The organism is Phenylobacterium montanum (assembly GCF_018135625.1).
Taxonomy (GTDB): Bacteria; Pseudomonadota; Alphaproteobacteria; order Caulobacterales; family Caulobacteraceae; genus Poindextera; species Poindextera montana.
Window position 1 is genome coordinate 4,148,545 of record NZ_CP073078.1, and the last position, 21,979, is coordinate 4,170,523.

Below are 21,979 nucleotides of genomic sequence, written 5' to 3' on the forward strand. Positions count from 1 at the left end.
CTTCAGTCAAACTGCCGCTCGGGCCCACCTATATCGATGGAGAATTCGCTGTAACGCTTTGATAACGCCGCTCTGAGCGCAAGCACCGAACAGGGAATACCTGCCAGATAGCCAATGATGGCTGAGGCCGTCATTGGCAGCTGACCGGCGCCGGCAAAGCCGAAAAGAAATGCGATGATAAATGTGGTGGCGGCTCCTCCGGCCGCGCCGAAGATCGTTGCTCGCCAAAAGAATGCCCACCAGATCGCGACCAATTGTTTATTGGTTAGCGGAGTAGAACTCATACAGGCCCCCAACCTGAACCCCGACCTTTTCCTCAGCTTCCATCACTCCGCCGCCTTCACCCCCGGCAGCTTGTAGTCGGCGAACTGCTGGCGGATGACCTTCTTGTCGATCTTGCCGGTCGCGCCCAGCGGGATGTCGTCGACGAAGACCACGTCGTCGGGCATCCACCACTTGGCGATCTTGCCGTCCAGGAAGGCCAGGTATTCTTCGCGCGTCGCCGTCTCGCCGGGCTTCAGCTTGACCAGCAGCAGGGGCCGTTCGTCCCACTTGGGATGGAAGACGCCGATCACCGCGGCGATGGCCGACTTCGGGTGGCCGCAGGCGATGTTCTCGATCTCGATCGAGCTGATCCATTCGCCGCCGGACTTGATCACGTCCTTGGCCCGGTCGGTGATCTGCATAAAGCCCATCTCGTCGATGGTGGCCACGTCGCCGGTGTCGAAATAGCCCTCCTCGTCCAGGATCTGGCCGCCGTCGCCCTTGAAATATTCGCGAACGATGAAGGGGCCGCTGACCTTGAGCTTGCCGAAGGTCGAGCCGTCGTGCGGCAGGCGCTGGCCGGCCTCGTCGGTCAGCTTCAGCTGCACGCCCAGCGGGGCGCGACCCTGCTTGAGGCGGTATTTCAGCTGCTCTTCGTAAGGAAGCGCCGCGATCGCGGCGTTGGGCGTGGCCTGGGTGCCGAGCGGCGAGGTCTCGGTCATGCCCCAGGCGTGGGTCACCTCGACGCCGAAATCGTCGCGGAAACTGCGCATCAGGGCCTCGGGCACCGCCGAGCCGCCGATGACCACACGCCTGAGGCTGGTCAGCTTCTCGCCAGTGGCCTGCAGGTGTTGCAGCAGCATCTGCCAGACGGTGGGCACGGCGGCCGAGAAGGTGACCTGCTCGGTTTCCAAGAGCTCGTGGATCGAGGCGCCGTCCATCTTGGCGCCTGGCATGACCAGCTTGGCCCCGACCGCCGGCGCCGAGAAGGCGATGCCCCAGGCGTTGGCGTGGAACATCGGCACCACCGGCAGGATGGTGTCGCGGGCGGACAGGCCCATGACGTCGGTCTGCAGGGTGGTCAGGGTGTGCAGGAAGTTGGAGCGGTGCGAGTAGAGCACGCCCTTGGGATTGCCGGTGGTGCCCGAGGTGTAGCAGAGGCCGCAGGCCAGGTTCTCGTCGAACCCGCCCCAGACGAAGTCGGGCGAGGACTGCTCGATCAAGGTCTCGAAGCAGAGGGCGCCCGGGAAGTCGACGCCTTTCATGGTCTCGGCGTCGGTCATGACCACGAACGCCTTCACGCTCGGCATCTTGTCGCGGTTGGCCAGGAGCGTCGGCAGGAAGGTCAGATCGCTGAAGATGATCTTATCTTCGGCGTGGCCTATGATGTAGCAGAGCTGATCTGCGAACAGCCGGGGGTTCAGGGTGTGGCAGACCGCCCCCATGCCCATGGCGGCGTACCAGGCCTCCATGTGCCGGCCGGAGTTCCAGGCGAGCGTCGCGACCCGGTCGCCGACCTGGACGCCCAGGGCCTTCAGCGCGTTGGAAAGTCGCTTGGCCCGCTCCTCCATCGCCGCATAGGTCGTGCGGACGATCGGGCCCTCTATCGAGCGGCTGACCACCTCGCGGTCGCCGTGCCAGCGTGCGGCGTGATCCAGAATCCGATCCACCGTCAGCGGCCAATCCTGCATCAGGCCCAGCATGGTCACGTCCCCCTATTGTGCGTTGCGCAAATCGTAGTGCGCTGGGGGCTTGCGGGCAATCTCGCCGGAGCTCGCGGATCTTAAGGATAGAGCCGTGTCGTCGCCCAGGCAGCGTCCGGCGCCGAGCGCGTGAACACCAGCCTCTCGTGCAGGCGGAAGGGGCGGTCGCGCCAGAACTCCATGGCCAGGGGGCGGATGCGAAAGCCGGACCAGTGCGGCGGGCGCGGCACCTTGCCGACACCGAATTTCAGGGCGTATTCGGCCACCCGCTTTTCCAGGGCGAAGCGGTCGGGCGCCGGGCGCGACTGGTCCGAGGCCCAGGCGCCGATCTGGCTGTGACGGGCGCGGCCGGCGAAATAGGCGTCGGCCTCGGCCTCGCTGACCTGCTCGACCAGGCCGCGGACGCGCACCTGGCGGCGCAGGGACTTCCAGTGAAACAAGAGGGCCGCCTTCGGCTGGGCCAAAAGCTCCACACCCTTGGCGCTCTGGAAGTTGGTGTAGAATGTGAAGCCGCGGGCGTCGAAGTCCTTGAGCAGCACCATGCGCACGTCGGGCAGGCCATCGTCGTCGACGGTGGCGACGGCCATGCCGTTGGGATCGTTGATCTCGGCCGCCTTGGCTTCCTCGAACCATTCGGCGAACAGGGCCAGGGGGTCGGCGCCGTCCGGCAGGGGCGGCTCTGCGGCCCGGCCTGTGGCGTCATAGTCGGTCTCACTGGGCGAGGGCGGGATCAGGGTCGGCTTGGTCATGGCAGGGATATAGCGCCTCGCGGCGTCTCGCGCATCGCCTCAGGCTTAACCGACCATTGACCAAAATCAGGCCACGCTCCGGCGATGAGCCAGGGGGAACCCGTCACCAGCTTTGTGCGCGCCGCCCGGGTTCTGGGTGTGGAGGCCGATTGCGGGCCCGATGCGCTGCAAAAAGCTTTCCGCGCCGCGGTCAAGCGCGCCCATCCCGACCGCCCTGGCGGCGACGCTGCACGGCTGAGGGCGGTTATCGAGGCGCACGAACTGTTGCGCGGGCGGAGAGAGACATCGCCTGCACCGTCGCCCGCCATCCTGACCATCACGCCGGGCGAGGCGCTCGCCGGCCTGCGCCGGCCCTTGCCGGCCGCGGACGGAACCATCCGCTTCGCCCGACTGCCTGCGGGCCTACGCGCCGGCGACCGGGTTCGGTTGGGGGCCGAGATCCTGACCATCGCCATCAAGAGCCAGGCGGGCTTGTCGGTGATCGGCGACCACCTCTGCCTGAGCATCGAGGTCGAGCCTGCCCTGATGCGCCAGGGCGGCGAGGTTGGGGTGCAGACCCCCGCCGGTTCCCGCGCCCTGCGCGTCACTCGCCAGGACGCCATCCGCGGCCTCGCTCGCGTGGCCGGCGCGGGCCTGCCGGCGCGGGGAAGCCGGCCTCAGGGCGACCTCTTGGTGTGGCTGAAGCCCATGGACCTGCCCCAGGCCGGCGAAACCTCGGCCCAGGTCAAGCTGCGCCGCTTCGCCGCCGCCTGGGCCGCCTAATTCTCAAGTTTCAACTTGGCCGAAGGATGCTCTAGAAGCATCCGCATGTCGCACAACACCTTCGGCCACCTGTTCCGCGTCACCACCTGGGGCGAAAGCCACGGCCCGGCGCTGGGCTGCGTGGTTGACGGCTGCCCGCCGGGGCTGAAGTTGACGGCGGAGGACCTGCAGATCTGGCTGGACCGCCGCCGCCCGGGCGCCGGCAAGTTCGTCACCCAGCGCCAGGAGCCGGACGCGGTCCGCATCCTCTCCGGCGTGTTCGAGGACGAGCGCACCGGCGGGCCGGTCACTACGGGCACGCCGATCTCACTGATGATCGAGAATGTCGACCAGCGCTCGAAGGACTATTCCGAGATCGCCCGCGCCTTCCGGCCGGGCCATGCCGACTATGCCTACTTCGCCAAATATGGCGTGCGCGACTATCGGGGCGGCGGCCGTTCCTCGGCGCGCGAGACCGCGGCGCGGGTGGCGGCAGGCGGGGTGGCGCGCAAGGTTCTGGGTGAGGGCGTCACAATCCGCGCCGCCCTGGTGCAGATCGGCCCGCACGCCGTCGATCGCGCCCGCTGGGACTGGAACGAGATCGAGAAGAACCCCTTCTGGTGCCCGGATGCAGCCATGGTCGACGTCTGGGAGCGGCACCTGGAGGCGACCCGCAAGGCCGGCTCCTCCACCGGGGCCATCGTCGAGGTCGAGGCCACAGGCGTGCCGGCCGGCTGGGGCGCGCCGCTCTACGCCAAGCTGGACGCCGAGCTGGCCGCGGCCCTGATGTCGATCAACGCCGCCAAAGGGGTCGAGATCGGCGAGGGCTTTGCGTCTGCGGCGCTCAGCGGCGAGGACAACGCCGACGAAATGCGCGCCGGCAATGACGGGCCGATCTTCCTCTCGAACCACGCCGGCGGCGTCCTTGGCGGCATCTCCACCGGCCAGCCGGTGGTGGCGCGGGTGGCGTTCAAACCGACCTCGTCCATCCTCACCCCGCGTCGCTCGGTCGACGAGAGCGGGGCCGAGATCGAGCTCAGGACCAAGGGCCGCCACGACCCCTGCGTCGGCATCCGCGCAGCCCCGGTGGTCGAGGCCATGACCGCCTGCGTCCTGGCCGACGCTTTCCTGCGCCACCGCGGCCAGATCGGCTGAGATTTCACGGCCGGCAGGCGAGATGACAAGCCCGGCCGCGGCGCCCAGTATGCGTCGTCGTCGGGCTGATGATTCGCCGAACCTATGGGTTGAAGGGCCGAATTCAGTCTAGCGGCGCGGGCCATTATCGACCCAGGCGTTCAGGCGAAGAATACGGCGCAGAATTGCGGTACGACCTTCTGAGCATACTGCTGGTTGACGACAACCATCACATGCGGGCGCTGCTCACGGCGATCCTGCGCGCCATCGGCGTGCGCAACATCTTCGACGCCGGCGACGGCGCCGAGGCCCTGCAGATCCTGCGCAACCACCCGGTCGACCTGATCATGACCGACCTGCAGATGCAGCCGCTGGACGGGCTCGACTTCGTGCGGCTGCTGCGCAATTCGCCGGACAGTCCATGCCCGATGATCCCGGTGATCATGATCACCGGCCACTCGACCCTGCGTCGGGTGGGCGAGGCGCGCGACGTGGGCGTGACCGAGTTCCTGTCCAAGCCGGTGACCGCGCGGGGCGTGCTGCAGCGGATCGGCCTGGTGGTCGAGCATCCCCGCCAGTTCGTGCGCACCGAGGACTATTTCGGCCCCGACCGGCGGCGCAAGCGCGACCCGGTGGCCGCCATGGCCAAGCGGCGTGCGGGGGAGCGGTAGAGCAACCCAACATCCTTATCCTGAGGCGCCCGGCGCGAAGCGTCGGGCCTCGAAGGACGCAGTGGCGGCTCAGCGCGTCCTTCGAGGCCCGCTGCGCGGGCGCCTCAGGATGAGGATGTTTGTAGGGCCGCCTGATCTGCGAGGCCGGCGCGCCCCTCCTCAGAGCCCCAGCGAGCAGCTCTCGCCGATGGTCGGGCGGGCGACCGTGATGCGCGACAGGCCGGGGAAGTCGGGCCTGAGCTTGCGGGCGAAGAACTGGCACAGGTGCTCCAGAGTCGGATTCTCCAGTCCCTCGTGCTCATTCAAGAGGCTGTGGTCCAACTCCAGCGCCGCGGCGCGAAGGGCATGGTCCAGGGCGCCCAGGTCGGCGACCCAACCGTCCGGCTCGCTGGCCGGGCCCCGCACCGTGGCCTCGACGCGGAACGAATGGCCGTGCATCCGCCGATAGGGATTGTCGGTCGGCCCGTTGTTCAGGTGGTGGGCCGCGTCGAAGGTCGCGGCCTTGGTGATTTCGAAGATGTCGCTCATGAGTCCATGCGCCGCCGGACGCGCAGCAGCGCTAGGGCAGACCGAGATATTTGTGGGTTTGCACGCTTAAACGCCACTGAGGGTGGGAAAGGCAATAGTCGACCGCCTTTTGCGTATTGGCCTCGCGCTCGGGCCCGTCCATCGGCTGCAGGAAAAAGCGCTCGAAATCGAGGCCGGCGAAGCGGGCCGGGTCGACGCCCGCTTGCGGATAGACCAGCTTGAGTTCCTGGCCGCGGGTCTGCAGCACCGGCGCATCGGCCTTGGGGCTGACGCAGATCCAGTCGATGCCGGGCGGGGCTTCGAGGGTGCCGTTGGTCTCGACCGCGATGGAAAAGCCGCGGGCGTGCAGGGCGGCGATCAGGGGCTCATCGAGCTGCAGCAGGGGCTCGCCGCCAGTGCAGACCACCAGGCGGTTCCGGTCCTCGCCGCGCCAGAGCGCAGCCACCGCGTCCGCCAGTTCGTCCGGCGTCTGGAACCGCCCGCCGCCCTCGCCGTCCATGCCGACGAAATCGGTGTCGCAGAAGGTGCAGACCGCCTTGGCCCGGTCGATCTCGCGCCCGCTCCAGAGGTTGCACCCGGCGAAGCGGCAGAACACCGCCGCGCGGCCGGCCTGGCCGCCTTCGCCCTGAAGGGTGAGAAAGATCTCCTTGACCGAATAGGTCACGGGACCGCCTCCAGCGCCGGCTGGCCCTCGGCCGACCACTCGGCCCAGCCCTTGGCGCGAAGTTCGCAGGCCGGGCAGGCTCCGCAGCCGGCGCCCCAGTCGTGCGGGGTGCGCTCGCCGGTGTAGCAGGTGTGGCTGTGGGTGATGGTCAGGTCGACCAGCGCCTGGCCGCCCAGGGCCTTGGCCAGGCCCCAGGTCTGGCTCTTGGTCAGCCACATCAGAGGGGTCTCGATACTGAAGTCGCGGGCCATGCCCAGGTTGATGGCCGCCTGCAGCGCGTCCAGGGTCTCGCGCCGGCAGTCCGGATAGCCGGAATAGTCGGTTTCGCACATGCCCCCGACCAGCACCTCCAGGCCCCGCCGATCGGCGAGGGCGGCGGCGTAGATCAGAAACGCAAGGTTGCGCCCGGGCACGAAGGTGGAGGGCAGGCCGCGTTCGGTCATCTCGATCGCACGGTCGGCGGTGAGGGCCGATTGTGCAACTTCGCCAAAGCTTTTCAGGTCTATGCGGTGGTCTTCGCCCAGCCGAGCCGCCCACGCGGGAAAATTGCGTGCGACCTCACGTCGCACCGCCTCGCGCGCCCGAAGCTCCACCGCATGGCGCTGGCCGTAGTCGAAGCCCACCGTCTCCACCCGCGGCCAGCGCTCCAGGGCCCAGGCCAGGCAGGCGGTGGAGTCCTGGCCGCCGGAGAACAGCACCAGGGCGCCGGGGGCGGTGTCAGCGGGCGCGGTAATGATCTATCTCCTTGAAGCGAAAGGCGGCCTCGGGCCGGCGGGGCGAAGCCCGATCATATAGACGCCGGTGACCTCCGCCCCAAGGGGCGGCTCGGCTCCGCGGCGCCGGCGCCCGATCTTTCGCCAAGGTCGCGGCGCCGGGCGAAACCGCGCACGCCCCTGCGCGGCGGGTTCACGCCGCATCCGGGAAAATACGAACTGCTAGCGGTTTTAACGACTTTGCAAGCGAGAGGCGGCATCGTCGCCTCACAACTTGAGTCAGCATGCGCAGAATGCCCGGCCTATCCAGTCTCATCGAAGTCTTCGAGCCGATCGACTCGAACGCCACCTGCGGGATGGCGCTCGATCGGTTCCTGGACGCTCCGCACTGTGACCTGCTTGTCACAGTCGAGGCCGGTCGTCCCGCCGGCGTGGTCGTCCGTGGCGCGGTCCGCGCCCATGACGCCGCCCGCCCGATCGGCGACCTGACCAGCCGCCCCCTGACCATCGAAGCCGACGCCGACCTGGAAGAGGCCTGCGCCCTGGTGCTTGACCATGCCGAACCCGTGGCCGGCCTGGTGGTGGTGCGGGACCAGCGCTATGTCGGCGTAGTCTCTGTTCGTAGCCTGCTGCGCGCGCGCAAGCCGGCCGAGTCCGGCGGCGACCGCCGCTTCCTCGACCTGATCAGCCATGAGATCCGCTCGCCGATGAACGGCGTGGTGGCCGTGGCCGAGCTGTTGCAGCGGCAGCCGCTGACCGCCGACGCCCACGCCTTCGTGCGCACCATCCTGGAATCCAGCCAGGCCACCTTGCGCGCGCTGAACGACGCCCTGGATCTGTCCCAGGCCGAATTCGGCCAACTGGCCCTGCAACCGAGTTCGGTGTTCCTGCGCGATGTGATGGACGGGGTGCAGGAGTGCTGGCAGGCCCGGGCCGCCGCCGACGGGGTCACCCTGCTGGTCGCCTATGACGGCGAGCCGGACCTAAACGCCACCCTGGACGCCGGCCGCATGCGCCAGGTGTTCGACAAGCTGATCGAAGCGGCCATCGCCGACGGCGCCGGCGGCGCGGTCGAGGCCAGCCTGCGCGCGGTGCGCGCGCCGGGCGGATTGAAGCTGGAAGGCCGCGTGCGCGGCGGCGGCGGTGGCCTGGCGGCCCTGCATCTGGCCGAAGCCCTGGCGACTCCCGCCAAGGGGCCGGCTCAGGACGACATTAGCGCAGGCCTGGGCCTGGCGCTCTGCCAACGCATTCTCTCGCGCATGGGCGGCTCGCTCAGAGTCGACGACAATGTCGGCGCCGGCGCCACCATCGCCTTCGAACTGGAAGCGCCTGAAACCGTCGCCCCCGCGGCCGAGAGCCTGGGCGAGGTCCAGGGACCGCGGGGCGCCGCCCATATCCTGGTGGTGGACGACAACGCCACAAACCGCATGGTGGCCGAGGCCCTGTGCGAAATGTTCGACTGCACCTCGGAATGCGCCGAGGACGGAGTAGAGGCGGTTGAGGCCGCTCGCACCGGCCGGTTCGACCTGATCCTGATGGACATCCGCATGCCGCGGATGGACGGGGTCGAGGCCGCCCGCGCCATCCGCGCCATTCCCGGCCCGGCCGGCGTGGTGCCGATTATCGCCCTGACCGCCAACGCCGACCCGGAAGACGCCAAGACCTATATCGAAAGCGGCATGCACAGCGTGGTCGAAAAGCCGATCAAGCCCGAGCGCCTGCTGCAGGCGATCAACGCGGCTCTGCCCGGCGCGCCGGACAGATCTGCGGCGGCGGCGTAGACCAAGTTCAGTTTTCAAAACTTCGCTGCAAAGCCCTTCTCCCGATGAGAGAAGAAGGGACCCATTCGCACAGCGGCTGCGAAACGACCCGCGGCAGGTGGCGCGGCGCGTCAGCGTCGTGAAGGAGGGGGCGAGTCGGCCGTCGACGATCGCGCCCGAACCAAATCCGCTTTCTCTCAATGCACGGCCGAGGTCAGTGCCTCGGCTAACTGGTCCTGCTCGTAGGGCTTTCTGAGGTGAGAGGCGTCCAGCCCATCGTCCAAGTCTTCTGAATCGCCGTAGCCGCTGGCGAAGATCACTTTCAGCTCCGGGCGCATGGCCCGGGCTTGCTGCGCCAACTCGGTGCCGCGCACCCCCGGCAGGCCGATGTCTGTGAACAGCACGTCGACCGGCTGCTTGCGCCTCAGGATCTCCATGGCGCTCGGCGCGTCTCCAGCCTGCAGCGGGGTGAAGCCCAGGGCCTCGACCATGTCCACCGCCGCCATCCGGACCAGGGGGTCGTCCTCCACAACCAGCACCACCGGCCGCGCAGCCTTCAGCATGGCGCTGATCCGCCGGGCCAGGGTCTCGCGGTCGTAGGGCTTGGACAAGAGCTGCACCCCCTCATCGACCCTTCCATCGTGGACAATGGCGTCCTCGGCATAGCCGGAAGTGTAGAGCACCGGCAGGCCCGGACGCAGCGCCTGGGCCTCGCGGGCGAGGTCGCGGCAGGTCACCGGCCCCGGCATGACCACGTCGGTGAACAGCAGGTCGATCCTGGCGCCGCTCTCCAGCATGTTCAGCGCAGCCGCCCCGTTGGGGGCGTGGATGCAGGTGTAGCCATGCTCGCGCAGGATGCCGACCGCCGAGGCGCGCACCATGTCGTCGTCTTCGACCACCAGGATCACCTCGCTGGAGCCGTGCAGGGCGCCGGCCGGAGCTTCTGACGCTTCCTCGACCGCCTCCAGGCTGCGTGGCAGGTAGATTTTCACCGTCGCCCCCTCACCGGGCGCGCTGAACATCTGCACGTGGCCGCGGCTCTGCTTGACGAAGCCATAGACCATCGAGAGGCCGAGGCCGGTGCCCTTCTCCGCCCCCTTGGTGGTGAAGAACGGTTCGAACACGCGCTTCAGCGTCTCCTTGTCCATGCCGCAGCCGGTATCGGACACCGAGATCAGCACATAGTCGCCGCGCTCGAGTTCGCCGTCGCCGCCGGCGGCGACGCTTGTGTTCTCCAGCGCGATGGTCAGCCTGCCGCCGTCGGCCATGGCGTCGCGGGCGTTGATGGCCAGGTTCAGCACCGCGCTCTCCACCTGGGCGGGGTCGGCCGAGGTGTTCCACAGGTCCTCGGCGATCCGGGTCTCCACCTGCATCCTCTCGCCCAGGGTTCGTCGCAGGATCTCGGTCATGTCGCCGATCAGGCGGCCGAGATGGATCACCCTCGGCTCCAAGGGCTGGCGACGGGCGAAGGCCAGGAGCTGACGGGTCAGCTGGGCCGCTCGCTCGGCGGCGTGCAGGGCGTTCCTGACCCGGGGCGCGCTCGGCCCTTCGCCGACCTGGGACGAGATCAGCTCCAGATTGCCGCGGATCACCTGCAGCAGGTTGTTGAAGTCGTGGGCTATGCCGCCGGTCAGCTGGCCGATCGCCTCCAGGCGCTGGCCACGGCGCATCTGCTCCTGGGCCCGCTCGCGATCGGTGACGTCGCGGCTGGAGCCGACGATCCGCTCCACCTTCCCATCGGCGCCGCGCACAGCGGTCAGCAGGGACTCCCAGATCCGTTCGCCCTGGGGCAGAAACACATGGTCGCGGCTGAACAGCGGATGGTCGACGGCGCAGACCGCGTCCAGATGGCGGACAAGTTGCGCCCCCCGGGCCTCGCCGGCCAGCACCTCTACGTCCAGCCCGCGAAGCTGCGCCAGGCTGGCGCCCACGGCCCTCTCGTAGGCCGGATTGACCTCGGCCATCACATAGCGGCCGTCTGGGGTCACATCGAGCACGTAGAGCAGGTCGGCGGTGGTGCGGAACACCGCGCGGTAGCGCGCCTCGCTTTCGCGCAAGGCGCCTTCGGCGGCCTCGCGCTCGCCCACCTCGTGCCGCAGACGCCGATTGGCCCCAGAGACCGAGACGGTCAGGATCCCCAGGCCTGCAATGGCCGATCCGGCCAGCAGCAACCCGACCAGATAGCCGGTCAGATCCACGCTCGCCGCCCGCCGGGCTCGCTGGGCCAGCAGCGCGTTCTCGGCGTCGATCACCCCCTGGATCTCGCCCCGCAGCGCACCCATCGCAGCCTGGCCCTCTCCGAACTGCACGGTCCGCGCCAAATCCATGCGCCCGCTTCGCGCCAGCTCCACGCGCCGCTCGGCGACCGCCACCCGCTTGTCGACAAGATCCTCGACGGCTCGCACCCGGGCGGTCTGGTCGGCATTGTCGCGCACGAGGTCGCGAAGGTGCGCTTCGGAGGCCGGAATCTGGGCTCGGCTCGCATCGTAGTTGTCGAGGAAACGCGCGTCGTTCGTGGCCATGTAGCCGCGTTCGCCCGCCTCCACGTCCTGCACCAACGAAAACAGCCCGCGGGTAGCGTCGATCACCCTGTAGCTATGGTCGACCCAGTCTCGGCTCTGGCGCACCGAATAGAGGTGACCTGAGGCCAGGGCCAGGGCCAGCACGGCCAGCAGGACGAGCAGAGCCATAGGCGCGAGCCGCCCCTCATAGGCTTTCAGCCCTTCAGCCTTCGATCCGGTCACGGCCACCCGCGCCGCCTGTGACGGCGGTCCTCCACCTGTCACCGAAAACACTAGCAGCGCCGATCGCTTACGGCGAGGGCCGTTTCGCGCCAGAGGCGAGCGGCTGCTCTGCGCACGCGCGTGCGGTTGTCCTTGCAAGCTGTGCTGCTATCGTCCGCCGGGTGACGCGTTCGGGAGGGGTGATGCGGCTTCTGGTGTTCGGTGCGGCGTTCGCACTGCTTTCGGGGGCGGCCCATGCCGCCGACAAGCCGGTGATCGGGCCGCCGGCGCCCTGGGTCCAGCCGGCCTCGTCGAGCAAGGCGCTTGCGGCCGCGGCCGACCAGGCCGCCTTCCACGTGCTTTTGCTGGACCAGCAGGTGCATTTCGGCGACGAGGGCGTCTCGACCTATGCCGAGACCCGCACCCGGGTCCAGACCGCCCAAGGGCTCGACGCCCTGGGCACCACGGTCCTGCCCTGGAACCCGGACACCGACACCTTGACCGTGCACCGTCTGGACATCCTGCGCGGCGGCCAGGTGATCAACGTGCTGGCCAAGCAGAACTTCACCATCGTCCGCCGCGAAAACAATCTCGAGCGGGCCATGCTGGACGGCGTGCTGACCGCGGTGATCCAGCCCGAAGGCCTGCAGGTCGGCGATGTGGTCGACCTGGCCTACACCCTGACACGCAAGGACCCGGCGGTTCAGGGGCGTGGCGAGCATCTGATCGGCGCCCTGCCCGACACGCCGATCGATCGGGTCCGGATGCGCGCGGTCTGGAGCCAGGCCAGGCCCGTCCGCTGGCTGGTCGGCGACGGTTTCGACCAGCCAGCGCCGAAGCCGTCCGGCGGCGCGGTCGAGTTGCTGCTCGACAAGGCCAACCTGCAGCCCCTGCATCCACCGACCGGCGCTCCTGGACGCTTCGCCTATCCGCGCAGCATGCAACTGAGTCAGTTCAGCTCCTGGGCGGACCTTTCCAGCATCATGCAGCCGCTCTACGCAAAGGCGGCCAGGCTGGGGCCGGACTCGCCGGTGGCGGGCGAGGCGGCCAAGATCCGCGCCGCTACCACCGACCCCAAGGCGCGAGCGGCCGCGGCCCTGGCCCTGGTGCAGAACCAGATTCGCTATGTCTTTCTGGGCATGAACGACGGCGGCCTGGTGCCGGCCGGCGCGGACCAGACCTGGAGCCGTCGCTTTGGCGATTGCAAGGCCAAGACCGCCCTGCTGATCGCTCTCCTGAACCAGTTGGATGTTCCCGCCGAGCCGGTGGTCGTCAGCAGCACGGGCGGCGACGGCATGGACGGCCGCATCCCCGCGATCGGCTATTTCGACCACGTGCTGGTGCGCGCCACCATAGCCGGGCGCGCCTATTGGCTCGACGGCACCCGCACGGGCGACACTTCTCTCGACACCCTGAAGACCCCGGCCTTCGGCTGGGGCCTGCCGATCCGCGCGGCCGATGCGGCCCTGATCCGGATGACGCCCGAGCCGCTGGACAAGCCGCAGGAGGAGCGGTCGCTGAGGCTGGACGCCACGGCCGGGATCGATAAGCCCGCGCCGGCCCACGCCGAAGCCGTCTTCCGCGGCGATGAGGGGCTGCTGATCAAACTGAAGCTCGACAACGTCACCGCCACGGACCTGGACCGGGCGTTGAAGCACTACTGGACCGAAAATTACGACTTCATCGAGCCGTCCAAGGTCTCGGCCCAGTTCGACGCCAGGACGGGCGAGGAGCGGCTGACCCTGGACGGAACAGCGAAGATGAACTGGGAGGACCTGTCCGGAACCTCCGAGCGCCGCTATGAGGCCGAGAGCACCAGGCTGGGCTGGAAGGCGGACTTCAAGCGCGATCCGGGGCCTCATGCAGACGCCCCGTTCGCCGTGCCCTATCCCGCCTATGCCGAGGCGCGAGAGACGGTGCTGCTGCCGAACAATGGCGCGGGCTTCACCTTCAGCGGCGAGCAGGTCGACAAGACCGTGGCCGGCCGCGCCTTGCGGCGCACCATCTCGATCGACAAGGGCGTCTTCACCGTGGTGGCCAGCATGCGGTCCGTAGCCCAGGAATTCCCGGCAAGCGAGGCGCCGGCGGCGACCACAATCCTGACCGACATGTCCAAGAAGACGGTCTACCTGAACTCGCCCAGCCTTTTCAGCCAACCGGCCGACAAGGCCAAACCGGCGCCCGAGGCGAAGACCACGGCAGATTTCATGGACCGCGGCCGGGCCAGAGCCACCAAGGGTCAGATCGCCGACGCCCTGGCTGATTTCGAACGCGCCATCGCCCTCGACCCGCAGAACGCCGCGGCCTATTCCGCCCGCGGCCTGATCCACCTGCAGCAGCGGCGACTGGACATGGCGCAGCAGGATTTCGACAAGGCCTTCTCGATCGACCCCAACGACTTCAACGCCACCCGCGGCCGCGCGGTCATCGCCGCCGAACAGCATCGCTACGCCGAGGCCCTGACCGGGCTGGACAAGGTGCTGGCCCTGGCCCCGAGCGACGCCTACATCCTCAATGTTCGCGCAGGCGTCTACAGCGCCACTGGCCGGTTCGAGGACGCCCTGACGGACGCCGCCGCAGCCATGCAGGGCGATCCCGACAACCTGCAGATCGCCGCTTTCCGTATCAATCTCCTGGCCATGATGGGCGACCCGCGAGCCGTGGACGAGGCGGACCAGGCCCTGGCGCGGCATCCGGGAAACACCGGCCTGCTCTATGAGAAGGCCCACGCCCTGGCGCGCCTCGGCCGGCGCGCCGACGCGCAGAAGGTCTATGACGCGATCATCGCGGCCAAGCCATCGGTCGTCGCCTATCTGGCGCGGGCCCGAAACCGCGACCCTGCCGACCTGGACGGTCAGGTCGCCGACGCCGACGCGGCCCTGAAACTCGACCCCACCGCCGACGAGGCCCAGCTCATCCGCGCCGCCGCCCTGCTGCAGAAGGGCGACCGCGCCGGCGGCCAGGCGGCCATGGCCAAGGTGAGGATCGGCCCGCGCGATGTCCGCCTGAAGCTGGCCAGGGCCACCGCCTACGCTCGGAGCGGCCAGACGGCTCTGGCCAACCAGGACTTCTACGACCTGCGCACCGGCGCCGACAAAAACGCCACCCTGCTGAACGACCTCTGCTGGCGACAGGCGGTCCTGGGGATCAATCTCGATTCGGCCCGCGCCGACTGCGAAAGCGCGCTCAAGCTGTCGCCGGACTATGCCGAGGCGGTAGACAGCTACGCCTTCGTGCTGCTGCGCCAGGGCCGCGTCGACGATGCCCTGGCCCAGTACCAGGCCGCGGTGAAGCTGCGCCCCAAGCTGGCCGCCTCGCTCTATGGCCGGGGCTTGGCCGAACTACGCAAGGGCCTGACCGCCGAAGGCCACGCGGACCTTACGGCCGCCCGCGCCGCCTCGCCGACCATCGAAGCGGAATTCGCGAGCTATGGGATGAAGCCGTAGGGGGGGGCAGGAAGGGCCCTTCTTCGCTGAAGCTTCGAAGGGCATCCTGCTTCGACTGGGTATTTTGCGACAGGTCCTGCGAAGCGCGGAGCGCGAAGCAGGATGGCTGGGGGACTAGGACTCGAACCTAGAATAACGGTACCAAAAACCGCTGTGTTACCATTACACCATCCCCCAGCAGGGCCGCGGTGTGCGGCGCGGTCACCCTGGGGCGCCGCGAGGCGGTGGGAAATATCGCAACCCCTCGGCCAATGCAACAGCGGCTGACGCACGATCGCAAAAACGGCGAAGCTGAAAGCGCTGTTCCCTGTGGGCGAGGCCCCGAAGCCTTGGATTTCCTGGCCTTTCGCCGCACTGCGACACAGTGTCGGACGAAAGGCGCGCCGGCGGGCGCGAGTCGGCTTGCGGCCCCGGCGCGGCTGATCTATAAGCCGCGCCTCGCGTCGGAGTGTAGCTCAGTCTGGTAGAGCACCGTCTTCGGGAGGCGGGGGTCGCAGGTTCGAATCCTGCTACTCCGACCAATTTTCCCGCCCCCAAAAATCGCCGCCCTCGGCAAGAACCGGACATGGCCCCGCAAGCTTCCGGACCACGATCTTGCTATTATTTAATCGGTCGCGGCCCTATGCACGCGCCGAGCGGCTGCGTATTGACGGGGCGAGGCTTCAACCTGCCGAAAACCGCCTGTCCGGGACGAAGATGAGACAATTTCTGCTGACCATGGCCGGGGTCTTCGCCGGGCTGGTGCTGTTCTTCATCGGCGTGCCGTTCCTGATCCTCAGCCTGATCGCCAGTGCGGCCCATCCCGCTGCGACCCCGGCCAAGACGGTGCTGGCCCTGGACCTGCGCCGGGCGATGACCGACCAGGAACCCGACGGCGTGCTGCCCTTCACCAACCGTGGCCTGGCTGTGATGAGCGTGGTCCAGGCGCTGCATCGGGCCGAGGGCGACGGCCGGGTCAAGGCCCTGTTCGTGCGCCTGCCGGAGGGCGGCATGGAGCCGGGCGAGGCCGATGAGCTGCGCCTGGCGTTCAAGCATTTCCGCGAGTCGGGTAAGCCGATCATCGCCCACAGCCAGGGGCTCTATTCCTCCGGCGCCATAGCCTCGACCTACATGCTGGGGGCGGCGGCCGACCAGTTCTGGATGCAACCGGGCGCGCCGTTCCAGGTCACCGGCATGTCGATGTCGGACGTGTTCTTCAAGCGCTTCTTCGACAAGTACGGCGTCACCGCCGACTTCGAGCAGCGCAAGGAGTTCAAGAACGCGGTCAACGGCTATCTCTACGACAACTACACCCCGGCCCACCGCGAGGCCGAGACCGGCTGGATGACTTCGGTCTACGACAGCGCCACCGACGCCGCTGCGGCCGACCGTAAGAAAGCGCCCGCCCAGCTGCGCGCCGTGCTCGAAGCCGGGCCTTATGACGCGGCCGACGCCAAGACCAAGGGTCTGATCGACCATGTGGGCCAGGTGCCCGAGGCCGAGGAGGCGGCGATCATCCAGGGCGGCGACGGGGCCAAGGTGGTGTCGGTCGACGACTATATCTCGGCCAACAAGACCGTCGAAGCGTCCACGGTCGGGCAGCCGGTGGTGGCGGTGGTCAACGCCGAGGGGGCCATTATGACCGGCCCCAACGAGGCCAGCTTCGGGGCCGAGAACGCCAATTCCGACGCCATCGCCGGCGCGCTGCAGGCCGCGGCCAAGGACAGCGCGGTCAAGGCCATCGTGTTCCGCGTTTCCTCCCCCGGCGGCTCGGACACCGCCTCGGAACAGATCCTGGCCGCCGTGCGCGCGGCCAAGGCGCAGAAGCCGGTGGTGGTGTCGATGGGAACCTATGGCGCTTCGGGCGGCTACTGGATCTCGTCCCAGGCCTCGTCGATCGTGGCTGAGCCCACCACCCTGACCGGCTCGATCGGGGTTTTCGGCGGCAAGTTCGCCCTGGGGCCGGCCCTGGCCCGTTTCGGCGTCGATCTGCACGACATCAATGTCGGGGGCGAATATGCGGGGGCCGACAGCGCGACCCAGGACTTCACCCCCCAGCAGAAGGCCGCCTTCGCCGCCGAGATCGACCGGGTCTATGATGGCTTCATCGGCCGGGTCGCCGAGGGCCGTCACCTGAGCCCGGACAAGGTGCGAGAGATCGCCAAGGGCCGCGTCTGGACCGGGGTAGACGCCAAGAAGTGGGGCCTGGTCGATGAACTGGGCGGTTTCTACCAGGCGGTGGAGCGGGCCAAGGTTCTGGCCCATCTGGAAGGCCAGACCGTGCGCCTGAAGACGGTCAGCATCCGCCGCTCACCCTTCGACGCCCTGGCCAAGGCCTTCGGGGTGGATTCCACTTCGCTGCAGACCATGGCCACGGCGGCGCGGCTGTTCTCCGACCCGCGCGCCCAGGGCCTGGTCCACGCCATGGACCAGGAACGCCTGCGCGCCCAAGGCGCTGACGTCCTGGCCGAGACGCCACGGTTCTGAGGGGGCGCTGGCGATACGGGGCGAACCTACGGAGCACGTCTCTCATTAGCGAGAGGAGCGCGCCGCCAGCGCAACCCGGCCCGAGGATGAGCCACTAGCGACCCAGGCAAATTCCAAACTGACCTACGGCTCTACGGCGCCGGGCTCGAGTTCGTAGGTCCGCGAGCAATATTCGCAGGTGACGTGAATCTTGCCGTCGGCTTCGACCATTTCGGCGCGCTCCTCGGGCGTAAAGCTCCCGACCACGCTCTCGATCCGCTCCATGGAACAGCGACAGAAGGCGTGCAGGGCCTTCGGCTGAAACAGCCGCACCCCCTCCTCGTGGAACAGCCGCCAGAGCAACTGTTCGGGGGCGATGGTGGGGTCGATCAGCTCGTCCTCGCCGACAGTCTCGAACAGAGCCTGGGCAGTGCGCCAGGCCTCGCGGGTCTCGCCACGGGCTTCGTCGCCGGCGATGTTCTGCATCAGGATGCCGCCGGCCCGCCACTTGGGCTCAGCGTCCGTGGTCGCCTGGCCGACCGCGAGACGCACGCGGGTCGGGGTCTGCTCCGACTGGGCGAAATAGTGCTCGGCGCAGAGGGCCAGGGTTTCGCCCTCAATGGGCGTGACGCCCTGGTAGCGCTCCATGTCCGCGCCCTGGTCGATGGTCATGATGAAGACGCCCTGGCCCAAAAGGCTCTTGGCGCCCGGCCGGGTGAAGCCCTTGCTGGCCTCGGCCACCCGTTCGGCGTCGAAGCGGCAATAGCCGCGCAGGAAGCCCTCGGTGTCGTAGTCGGCCACCACATAAGCCACTGGCCCGTCGCCCTGAGCCTGCAGGATCAGCCGGCCGTCGAACTTGAGGCTAGCCCCCACCAGGGCGGTCAAGGCGCAGGCTTCGCCCAGCAGGTTGGCCACGGGTTCGGGATAGTCGTGCCGGGTCAGGATTTCGTCGACCATCGGACCCAGTCGGGCGATGCGACCGCGCACGGGGCGCTCGCCGATCTGGAAGGCGGCGACGAGATCGTCGGTGGGAGGCGGGGCGAGGGGGGTAGGTTCGGTCACTTAGGGCTTGCTGCAAATCTGTCCGCTCATCCCGGCGAATGCCGGGACCCAGATCCTAAAGCGCCGTCATCGGGAATGACTTGCGGCTCTTTCGCCCAGGGGCGAGCCATATGATCTGGGTCCCGGCATTCGCCGGGATGAGCGGGTGTTGTGGGCGGTGGGCCTCAAAATAGGTGAGCCCGCAGGAAATTGCGAGCCTAGCCCCCAAAGCACCAGGCCAGGATGGCCTTCTGGGCGTGGATGCGGTTTTCCGCCTCGTCCCAGACCACCGACTGCGGGCCGTCCAGCACCTCGTCGGTCACCTCCTCGCCGCGGTGGGCGGGCAGGCAGTGCAGGAACAGGGCGTCGGGCGCCGCCAGGGCCATCAGGTCGGCGTCGACCTGATAGGGCTCCAGCGCCGCCAGGCGTTCGTCGTGGTCCAGGTCGCCCATGGAAACCCAGGTGTCGGCGATCACCGCGTCGGCCCCGGCGACGGCCTCGCGCGGGTCCTCGGTGATCTCGATCCTGGCTCCGCGCTCGATCCCCAGCACGATGTCGTCGCGGTTCGGCGCATAGGCGGCGGGCGCGGCGACGCGCAGGGTGAAGCCCAGCTGGCCGGCCACGTGCATGAAGCTGGCGCACATGTTGTTGCCGTCGCCGACCCAGGCCAGGGTCCGCCCCGCCACGTCGCCACGGTGCTCTTCATAGGTCATGAGGTCGGCGATGATCTGGCAGGGGTGGCTCTTGTCCGACAGGCCGTTGATAACGGGCACGGCCGAGGCGGCTGCGAAGCGCTCCAGAGTCTCGTGGCTGTTGGCGCGGATCATCACCGCATCGACCATGCGCGAGAGCACCTTGGCGGTGTCCTCCACCGTCTCGCCGCGGCCGAGCTGCATATCGCTGGCGGTGGCGATGATCGAGCGGCCGCCCAGCTGGCGGATGGCGGCGTCGAACGAGAAGCGGGTGCGGGTCGAATTCTTCTCGAAGATCATGGCCAGGGTGCGATCCCGGGCCGGGGCGTCGGCGTCGAAGCGGCCCTTGGGCCAGCCCAGGCGAGCGGTCTTGCGGGCGCGGGCGTCGGCGATCAGGGCGCGCAGGGTCGCCACGTCCTGCTTCCAGAGGTCGACGAAATGGCGGGGATGAGCGGTCATCGGGGAAAATCCGAGAGGCGCCCCGCTCTGGTCTCAGAACGGGGCCACCGAGGCCAAGGGGATACGCATGAAACGCTTGGGCTGTCTTAAGCGGCCGCTTTTCGTCGGGCGGCTTCGCAGGCCTTCTCGAATTTCTCGATCGCCTCGCGGGCCTCGTCCAGCGACAGCACGAGGGGCGGCAGCAGGCGCACGCAGTTGTCGCCGCCGCCGGCGACCAGGAGGTGCTGGTCCCGCGCCAGGCCCATGAACTCGCGATTGTTGGTGGCGAGCTTGACCCCGATCAGCAGGCCCTTGCCGCGGATGTCCAGCACCACGTCGGGATAGCGGTCCTTCAGGCCCGCAAGCTGCTGGGTCAGGTAGCCGGAGACCTCGCGCACATGGGCCAGGGTCTCGGGCTTCGTGATCTCTTCCACTGCGGCGCTGGCCACGGCCATGGCCAGGGGGTTGCCGCCATAGGTCGAGCCGTGCGAGCCGACGGTCATGCCCTTGGCGGCCTCGGCGGTCGCGAGGCACGCCCCGACCGGGAAGCCGCCGCCAAGGGCCTTGGCTACGCACATGATGTCGGGGTTGGCCTCGCCGTCGGCCCAGTCGTGGGCGAACAGGCGGCCGGTGCGGCCAAGGCCGCACTGGACTTCATCATAGATCAGCAGTGCGCCGGATTCGTCGCAGATCTGGCGCAGTTCCTTCAACTGGGCCTCGGTCAGCGAGCGGCAACCGCCTTCGCCCTGCACCGGCTCGACGATGACGGCGCAGGTGGTGGGCGAGATGGCTGCGCGCACCGCCTCCATGTCGCCGAAGGGCAGGCGGGTGAAGCCGGGCAGCGGCGGGCCGAAGCCTTCGACATAGGCCGGGTTGCCGGCGGCGAACACCGCGGCGTAGGAACGGCCGTGGAAGGCGCCCTCGAAGCCGATCACGTCGATCCGCTCCGGCTGTCCATTGGCCCAGTGATACTTGCGAGCGGTCTTCAGCGCGCACTCCACCGCCTCGGTGCCGGAATTGGTGAAGAACACCACGTCGGCGAAGGTCGCGTCGCACAGCTTGCCCGCCAGGGCCTCCTGCTCGGGGATGCGATAGACGTTGGAGACGTGCCACAGCTTCTGCGCCTGGGCGGTCAGGGCTCCGACCAGCTTGGGATGGGCGTGGCCCAGCGCATTGACGGCGATGCCGGCGACGCAGTCCAGATAGGCCTCGCCCTCGGTGGAATACAGGCGGCAGCCTTCGCCTCGCTCGAAGGCCAGCGGGGCGCGATTGTAGACGCCCATGATATGGTCGGTGCTGGCGGCGGGCTTTGCGTCGGACATCGAGGCCTCCCAAAGACGCAAGGGCTCCCACGCGGGGAGCCCGGAAGGCCGAGGCTTTTCGCCGTAGCGGCGGTTTCTGTCAACCTTGTGGGTGTGACAGAGGCCAGACCGGCCTCAGGTCTTCAGGCGATACCCCGTCTGGAACAGCCACCAGCAGGCCCCGGCCATGATCACGGTCAGCACCGCAACCAGCCACACACCGGCGCTGAGCGAGCCGTCCATCTGGCCGATGAAGCCGTAGCGGAAGCCGGAGATCATGTAGAAGAAGGGGTTGTAGTGCGACACCGTGCGGAACGGCTCGGGCAGGCGGTCGACCAGATAGAAGGTGCCGGAGAGGAAGCTCATCGGCATGACCACGAAATTGGTCACCGCAGCCAGATGATCCCATTTCTCGGCCCACAGGCCCCCGACCATGCCCAGCATGCCCATGACCAGCGAAGCGCCGAAGCCGAAATAGAGCACCGCCCACCAGTGCGTGATCTGGAAGCGAGCGAACACGAACACCGAAAGCGCCGTGATCACACCGACGAAGATACCCCGGGTGGCCGAGCCGGCGGCGAAGGCCCAGACCTGTTCGGTGGGGGTCAAGGGCGGGGTCAGGAAGTCCTGGGTCAGGCCCATCATCTTGGCCTGCATCAGCGACGACGACGAATTGGCGAAAGCCGCGTTCATGATCGACATCATGATCAGGCCGGGGCCGATGAATACGGCGAAGGGCACGCCGTTGACCGGGGGGCGGGCGCCCTTGGCCGCCACGGTGAACACCATCAGATAGAGCAGGGTATTGACCACGGGCGCGGCCACGGTCTGCATCCCGACCTTCCAGAAGCGCCGCACCTCTTTCAGGTACAGGGTCTGGACGCCGGTCCAATTGACCCCCGGATAGGCCCTGGGGATCGGCGGGATCACGGGCGATGCCGTGCTGTCGGCCATGTCTTTCATGCG

At 68.3% G+C, this 21,979-nt stretch carries 17 protein-coding genes and 2 tRNA genes; 7 read left to right on the forward strand and 12 right to left on the reverse strand.

Annotation, left to right across the window (positions count from 1 at the left end; all coding sequences use genetic code 11):
* Positions 1 to 2 precede the first annotated feature (2 nt).
* The 3 genes from KCG34_RS18900 to pdxH form a co-directional block, all read right to left on the reverse strand.
* Positions 3 to 284, reverse strand: coding sequence for a hypothetical protein (locus tag KCG34_RS18900; protein ID WP_211937165.1), 282 nt, complete (start codon positions 282 to 284; stop codon positions 3 to 5).
* A gap of 42 nt (positions 285 to 326) precedes the next feature.
* Positions 327 to 1,967, reverse strand: coding sequence for a long-chain-fatty-acid--CoA ligase (locus KCG34_RS18905; protein ID WP_211940892.1), 1,641 nt, complete (start codon positions 1,965 to 1,967; stop codon positions 327 to 329).
* Between the two features lie 80 nt (positions 1,968 to 2,047).
* Complete coding sequence (pdxH, locus tag KCG34_RS18910) at positions 2,048 to 2,716, reverse strand: pyridoxamine 5'-phosphate oxidase (protein ID WP_211937166.1); 669 nt, start codon at positions 2,714 to 2,716, stop codon at positions 2,048 to 2,050.
* Between the two features lie 84 nt (positions 2,717 to 2,800).
* Here pdxH and KCG34_RS18915 point away from each other — a divergent pair, with 84 nt between their 5' ends.
* The 3 genes from KCG34_RS18915 (at position 2,801) to KCG34_RS18925 (ending at position 5,262) form a co-directional block, all read left to right on the forward strand.
* Positions 2,801 to 3,478, forward strand: a complete 678-nt coding sequence (locus KCG34_RS18915; RefSeq protein WP_211937167.1) for a molecular chaperone DnaJ — start codon at positions 2,801 to 2,803, stop codon at positions 3,476 to 3,478.
* Positions 3,479 to 3,523: 45 nt separating this feature from the next.
* The gene (gene aroC / locus KCG34_RS18920) at positions 3,524 to 4,612 is read left to right on the forward strand and encodes a chorismate synthase (RefSeq protein WP_211937168.1); all 1,089 of its coding nucleotides are present in this window, start codon (positions 3,524 to 3,526) and stop codon (positions 4,610 to 4,612) included.
* Positions 4,613 to 4,776: 164 nt separating this feature from the next.
* Entirely contained in the window at positions 4,777 to 5,262 is a 486-nt protein-coding gene (locus KCG34_RS18925) for a response regulator (RefSeq protein WP_211937169.1), read from the forward strand.
* A gap of 159 nt (positions 5,263 to 5,421) precedes the next feature.
* Here KCG34_RS18925 and KCG34_RS18930 read toward each other — a convergent pair whose 3' ends face one another.
* Genes KCG34_RS18930 through queC form a run of 3 tightly spaced genes read right to left on the reverse strand, consistent with a single transcriptional unit; the run spans position 5,422 to position 7,188 of the window.
* Positions 5,422 to 5,790 (reverse strand): 6-pyruvoyl trahydropterin synthase family protein, encoded by a 369-nt coding sequence (locus KCG34_RS18930; protein WP_211937170.1) that lies wholly within the window; start codon positions 5,788 to 5,790, stop codon positions 5,422 to 5,424.
* 31 nt (positions 5,791 to 5,821) lie between these two features.
* Positions 5,822 to 6,454, reverse strand: coding sequence for a 7-carboxy-7-deazaguanine synthase (queE, locus tag KCG34_RS18935; RefSeq protein WP_211937171.1), 633 nt, complete (start codon positions 6,452 to 6,454; stop codon positions 5,822 to 5,824).
* Positions 6,451 to 7,188 carry a 7-cyano-7-deazaguanine synthase QueC gene (gene queC / locus KCG34_RS18940; protein WP_249138359.1) on the reverse strand — a complete coding sequence of 246 codons (738 nt, stop codon included), beginning with the start codon at positions 7,186 to 7,188 and terminating at the stop codon, positions 6,451 to 6,453. The genes queE and queC overlap by 4 nt, the downstream gene beginning before the upstream one ends.
* 263 nt (positions 7,189 to 7,451) lie before the next feature.
* On the opposite strand from queC, the gene KCG34_RS18945 reads away from it, so the two are divergent.
* Positions 7,452 to 8,948, forward strand: a complete 1,497-nt coding sequence (locus tag KCG34_RS18945) for a response regulator (RefSeq protein WP_211937173.1) — start codon at positions 7,452 to 7,454, stop codon at positions 8,946 to 8,948.
* 176 nt (positions 8,949 to 9,124) lie between these two features.
* On the opposite strand, the gene KCG34_RS18950 is transcribed toward KCG34_RS18945, so the two are convergent.
* Positions 9,125 to 11,671, reverse strand: a complete 2,547-nt coding sequence (locus KCG34_RS18950) for a response regulator (RefSeq protein ID WP_211937174.1) — start codon at positions 11,669 to 11,671, stop codon at positions 9,125 to 9,127.
* 182 nt (positions 11,672 to 11,853) lie between these two features.
* Between KCG34_RS18950 and KCG34_RS18955 the strand changes: the two genes are divergently transcribed.
* Entirely contained in the window at positions 11,854 to 15,096 is a 3,243-nt protein-coding gene (locus KCG34_RS18955; protein WP_211937175.1) for a tetratricopeptide repeat protein, read from the forward strand.
* Positions 15,097 to 15,199: 103 nt separating this feature from the next.
* Here KCG34_RS18955 and KCG34_RS18960 read toward each other — a convergent pair.
* A tRNA-Gln gene (locus KCG34_RS18960) sits at positions 15,200 to 15,273 on the reverse strand.
* Positions 15,274 to 15,540: 267 nt separating this feature from the next.
* On the opposite strand from KCG34_RS18960, the gene KCG34_RS18965 reads away from it, so the two are divergent.
* Both KCG34_RS18965 and sppA read left to right on the forward strand, forming a co-directional pair.
* A tRNA-Pro gene (locus tag KCG34_RS18965) sits at positions 15,541 to 15,617 on the forward strand.
* Between the two features lie 175 nt (positions 15,618 to 15,792).
* Positions 15,793 to 17,562 (forward strand): signal peptide peptidase SppA, encoded by a 1,770-nt coding sequence (gene sppA / locus KCG34_RS18970; protein ID WP_211937176.1) that lies wholly within the window; start codon positions 15,793 to 15,795, stop codon positions 17,560 to 17,562.
* 123 nt (positions 17,563 to 17,685) lie between these two features.
* Here the strand turns inward: sppA and KCG34_RS18975 are convergent, their stop codons facing one another.
* From KCG34_RS18975 to KCG34_RS18990, 4 genes are all read right to left on the reverse strand, one after another.
* A complete protein-coding gene (locus tag KCG34_RS18975) occupies positions 17,686 to 18,603 on the reverse strand; it encodes an Hsp33 family molecular chaperone (protein WP_211937177.1) in 918 nt (305 codons plus the stop codon).
* 197 nt (positions 18,604 to 18,800) lie between these two features.
* Positions 18,801 to 19,733: an ornithine carbamoyltransferase gene (gene argF, locus KCG34_RS18980; RefSeq protein WP_211937178.1), complete on the reverse strand. Its 933-nt coding sequence runs from the start codon at positions 19,731 to 19,733 to the stop codon at positions 18,801 to 18,803.
* A gap of 86 nt (positions 19,734 to 19,819) precedes the next feature.
* Positions 19,820 to 21,034 carry an aspartate aminotransferase family protein gene (locus KCG34_RS18985; RefSeq protein WP_211937179.1) on the reverse strand — a complete coding sequence of 405 codons (1,215 nt, stop codon included), beginning with the start codon at positions 21,032 to 21,034 and terminating at the stop codon, positions 19,820 to 19,822.
* Between the two features lie 114 nt (positions 21,035 to 21,148).
* Entirely contained in the window at positions 21,149 to 21,967 is an 819-nt protein-coding gene (locus KCG34_RS18990) for an ABC transporter permease (protein WP_249138080.1), read from the reverse strand.
* Between the last annotated feature and the right edge of the window lie 12 nt (positions 21,968 to 21,979).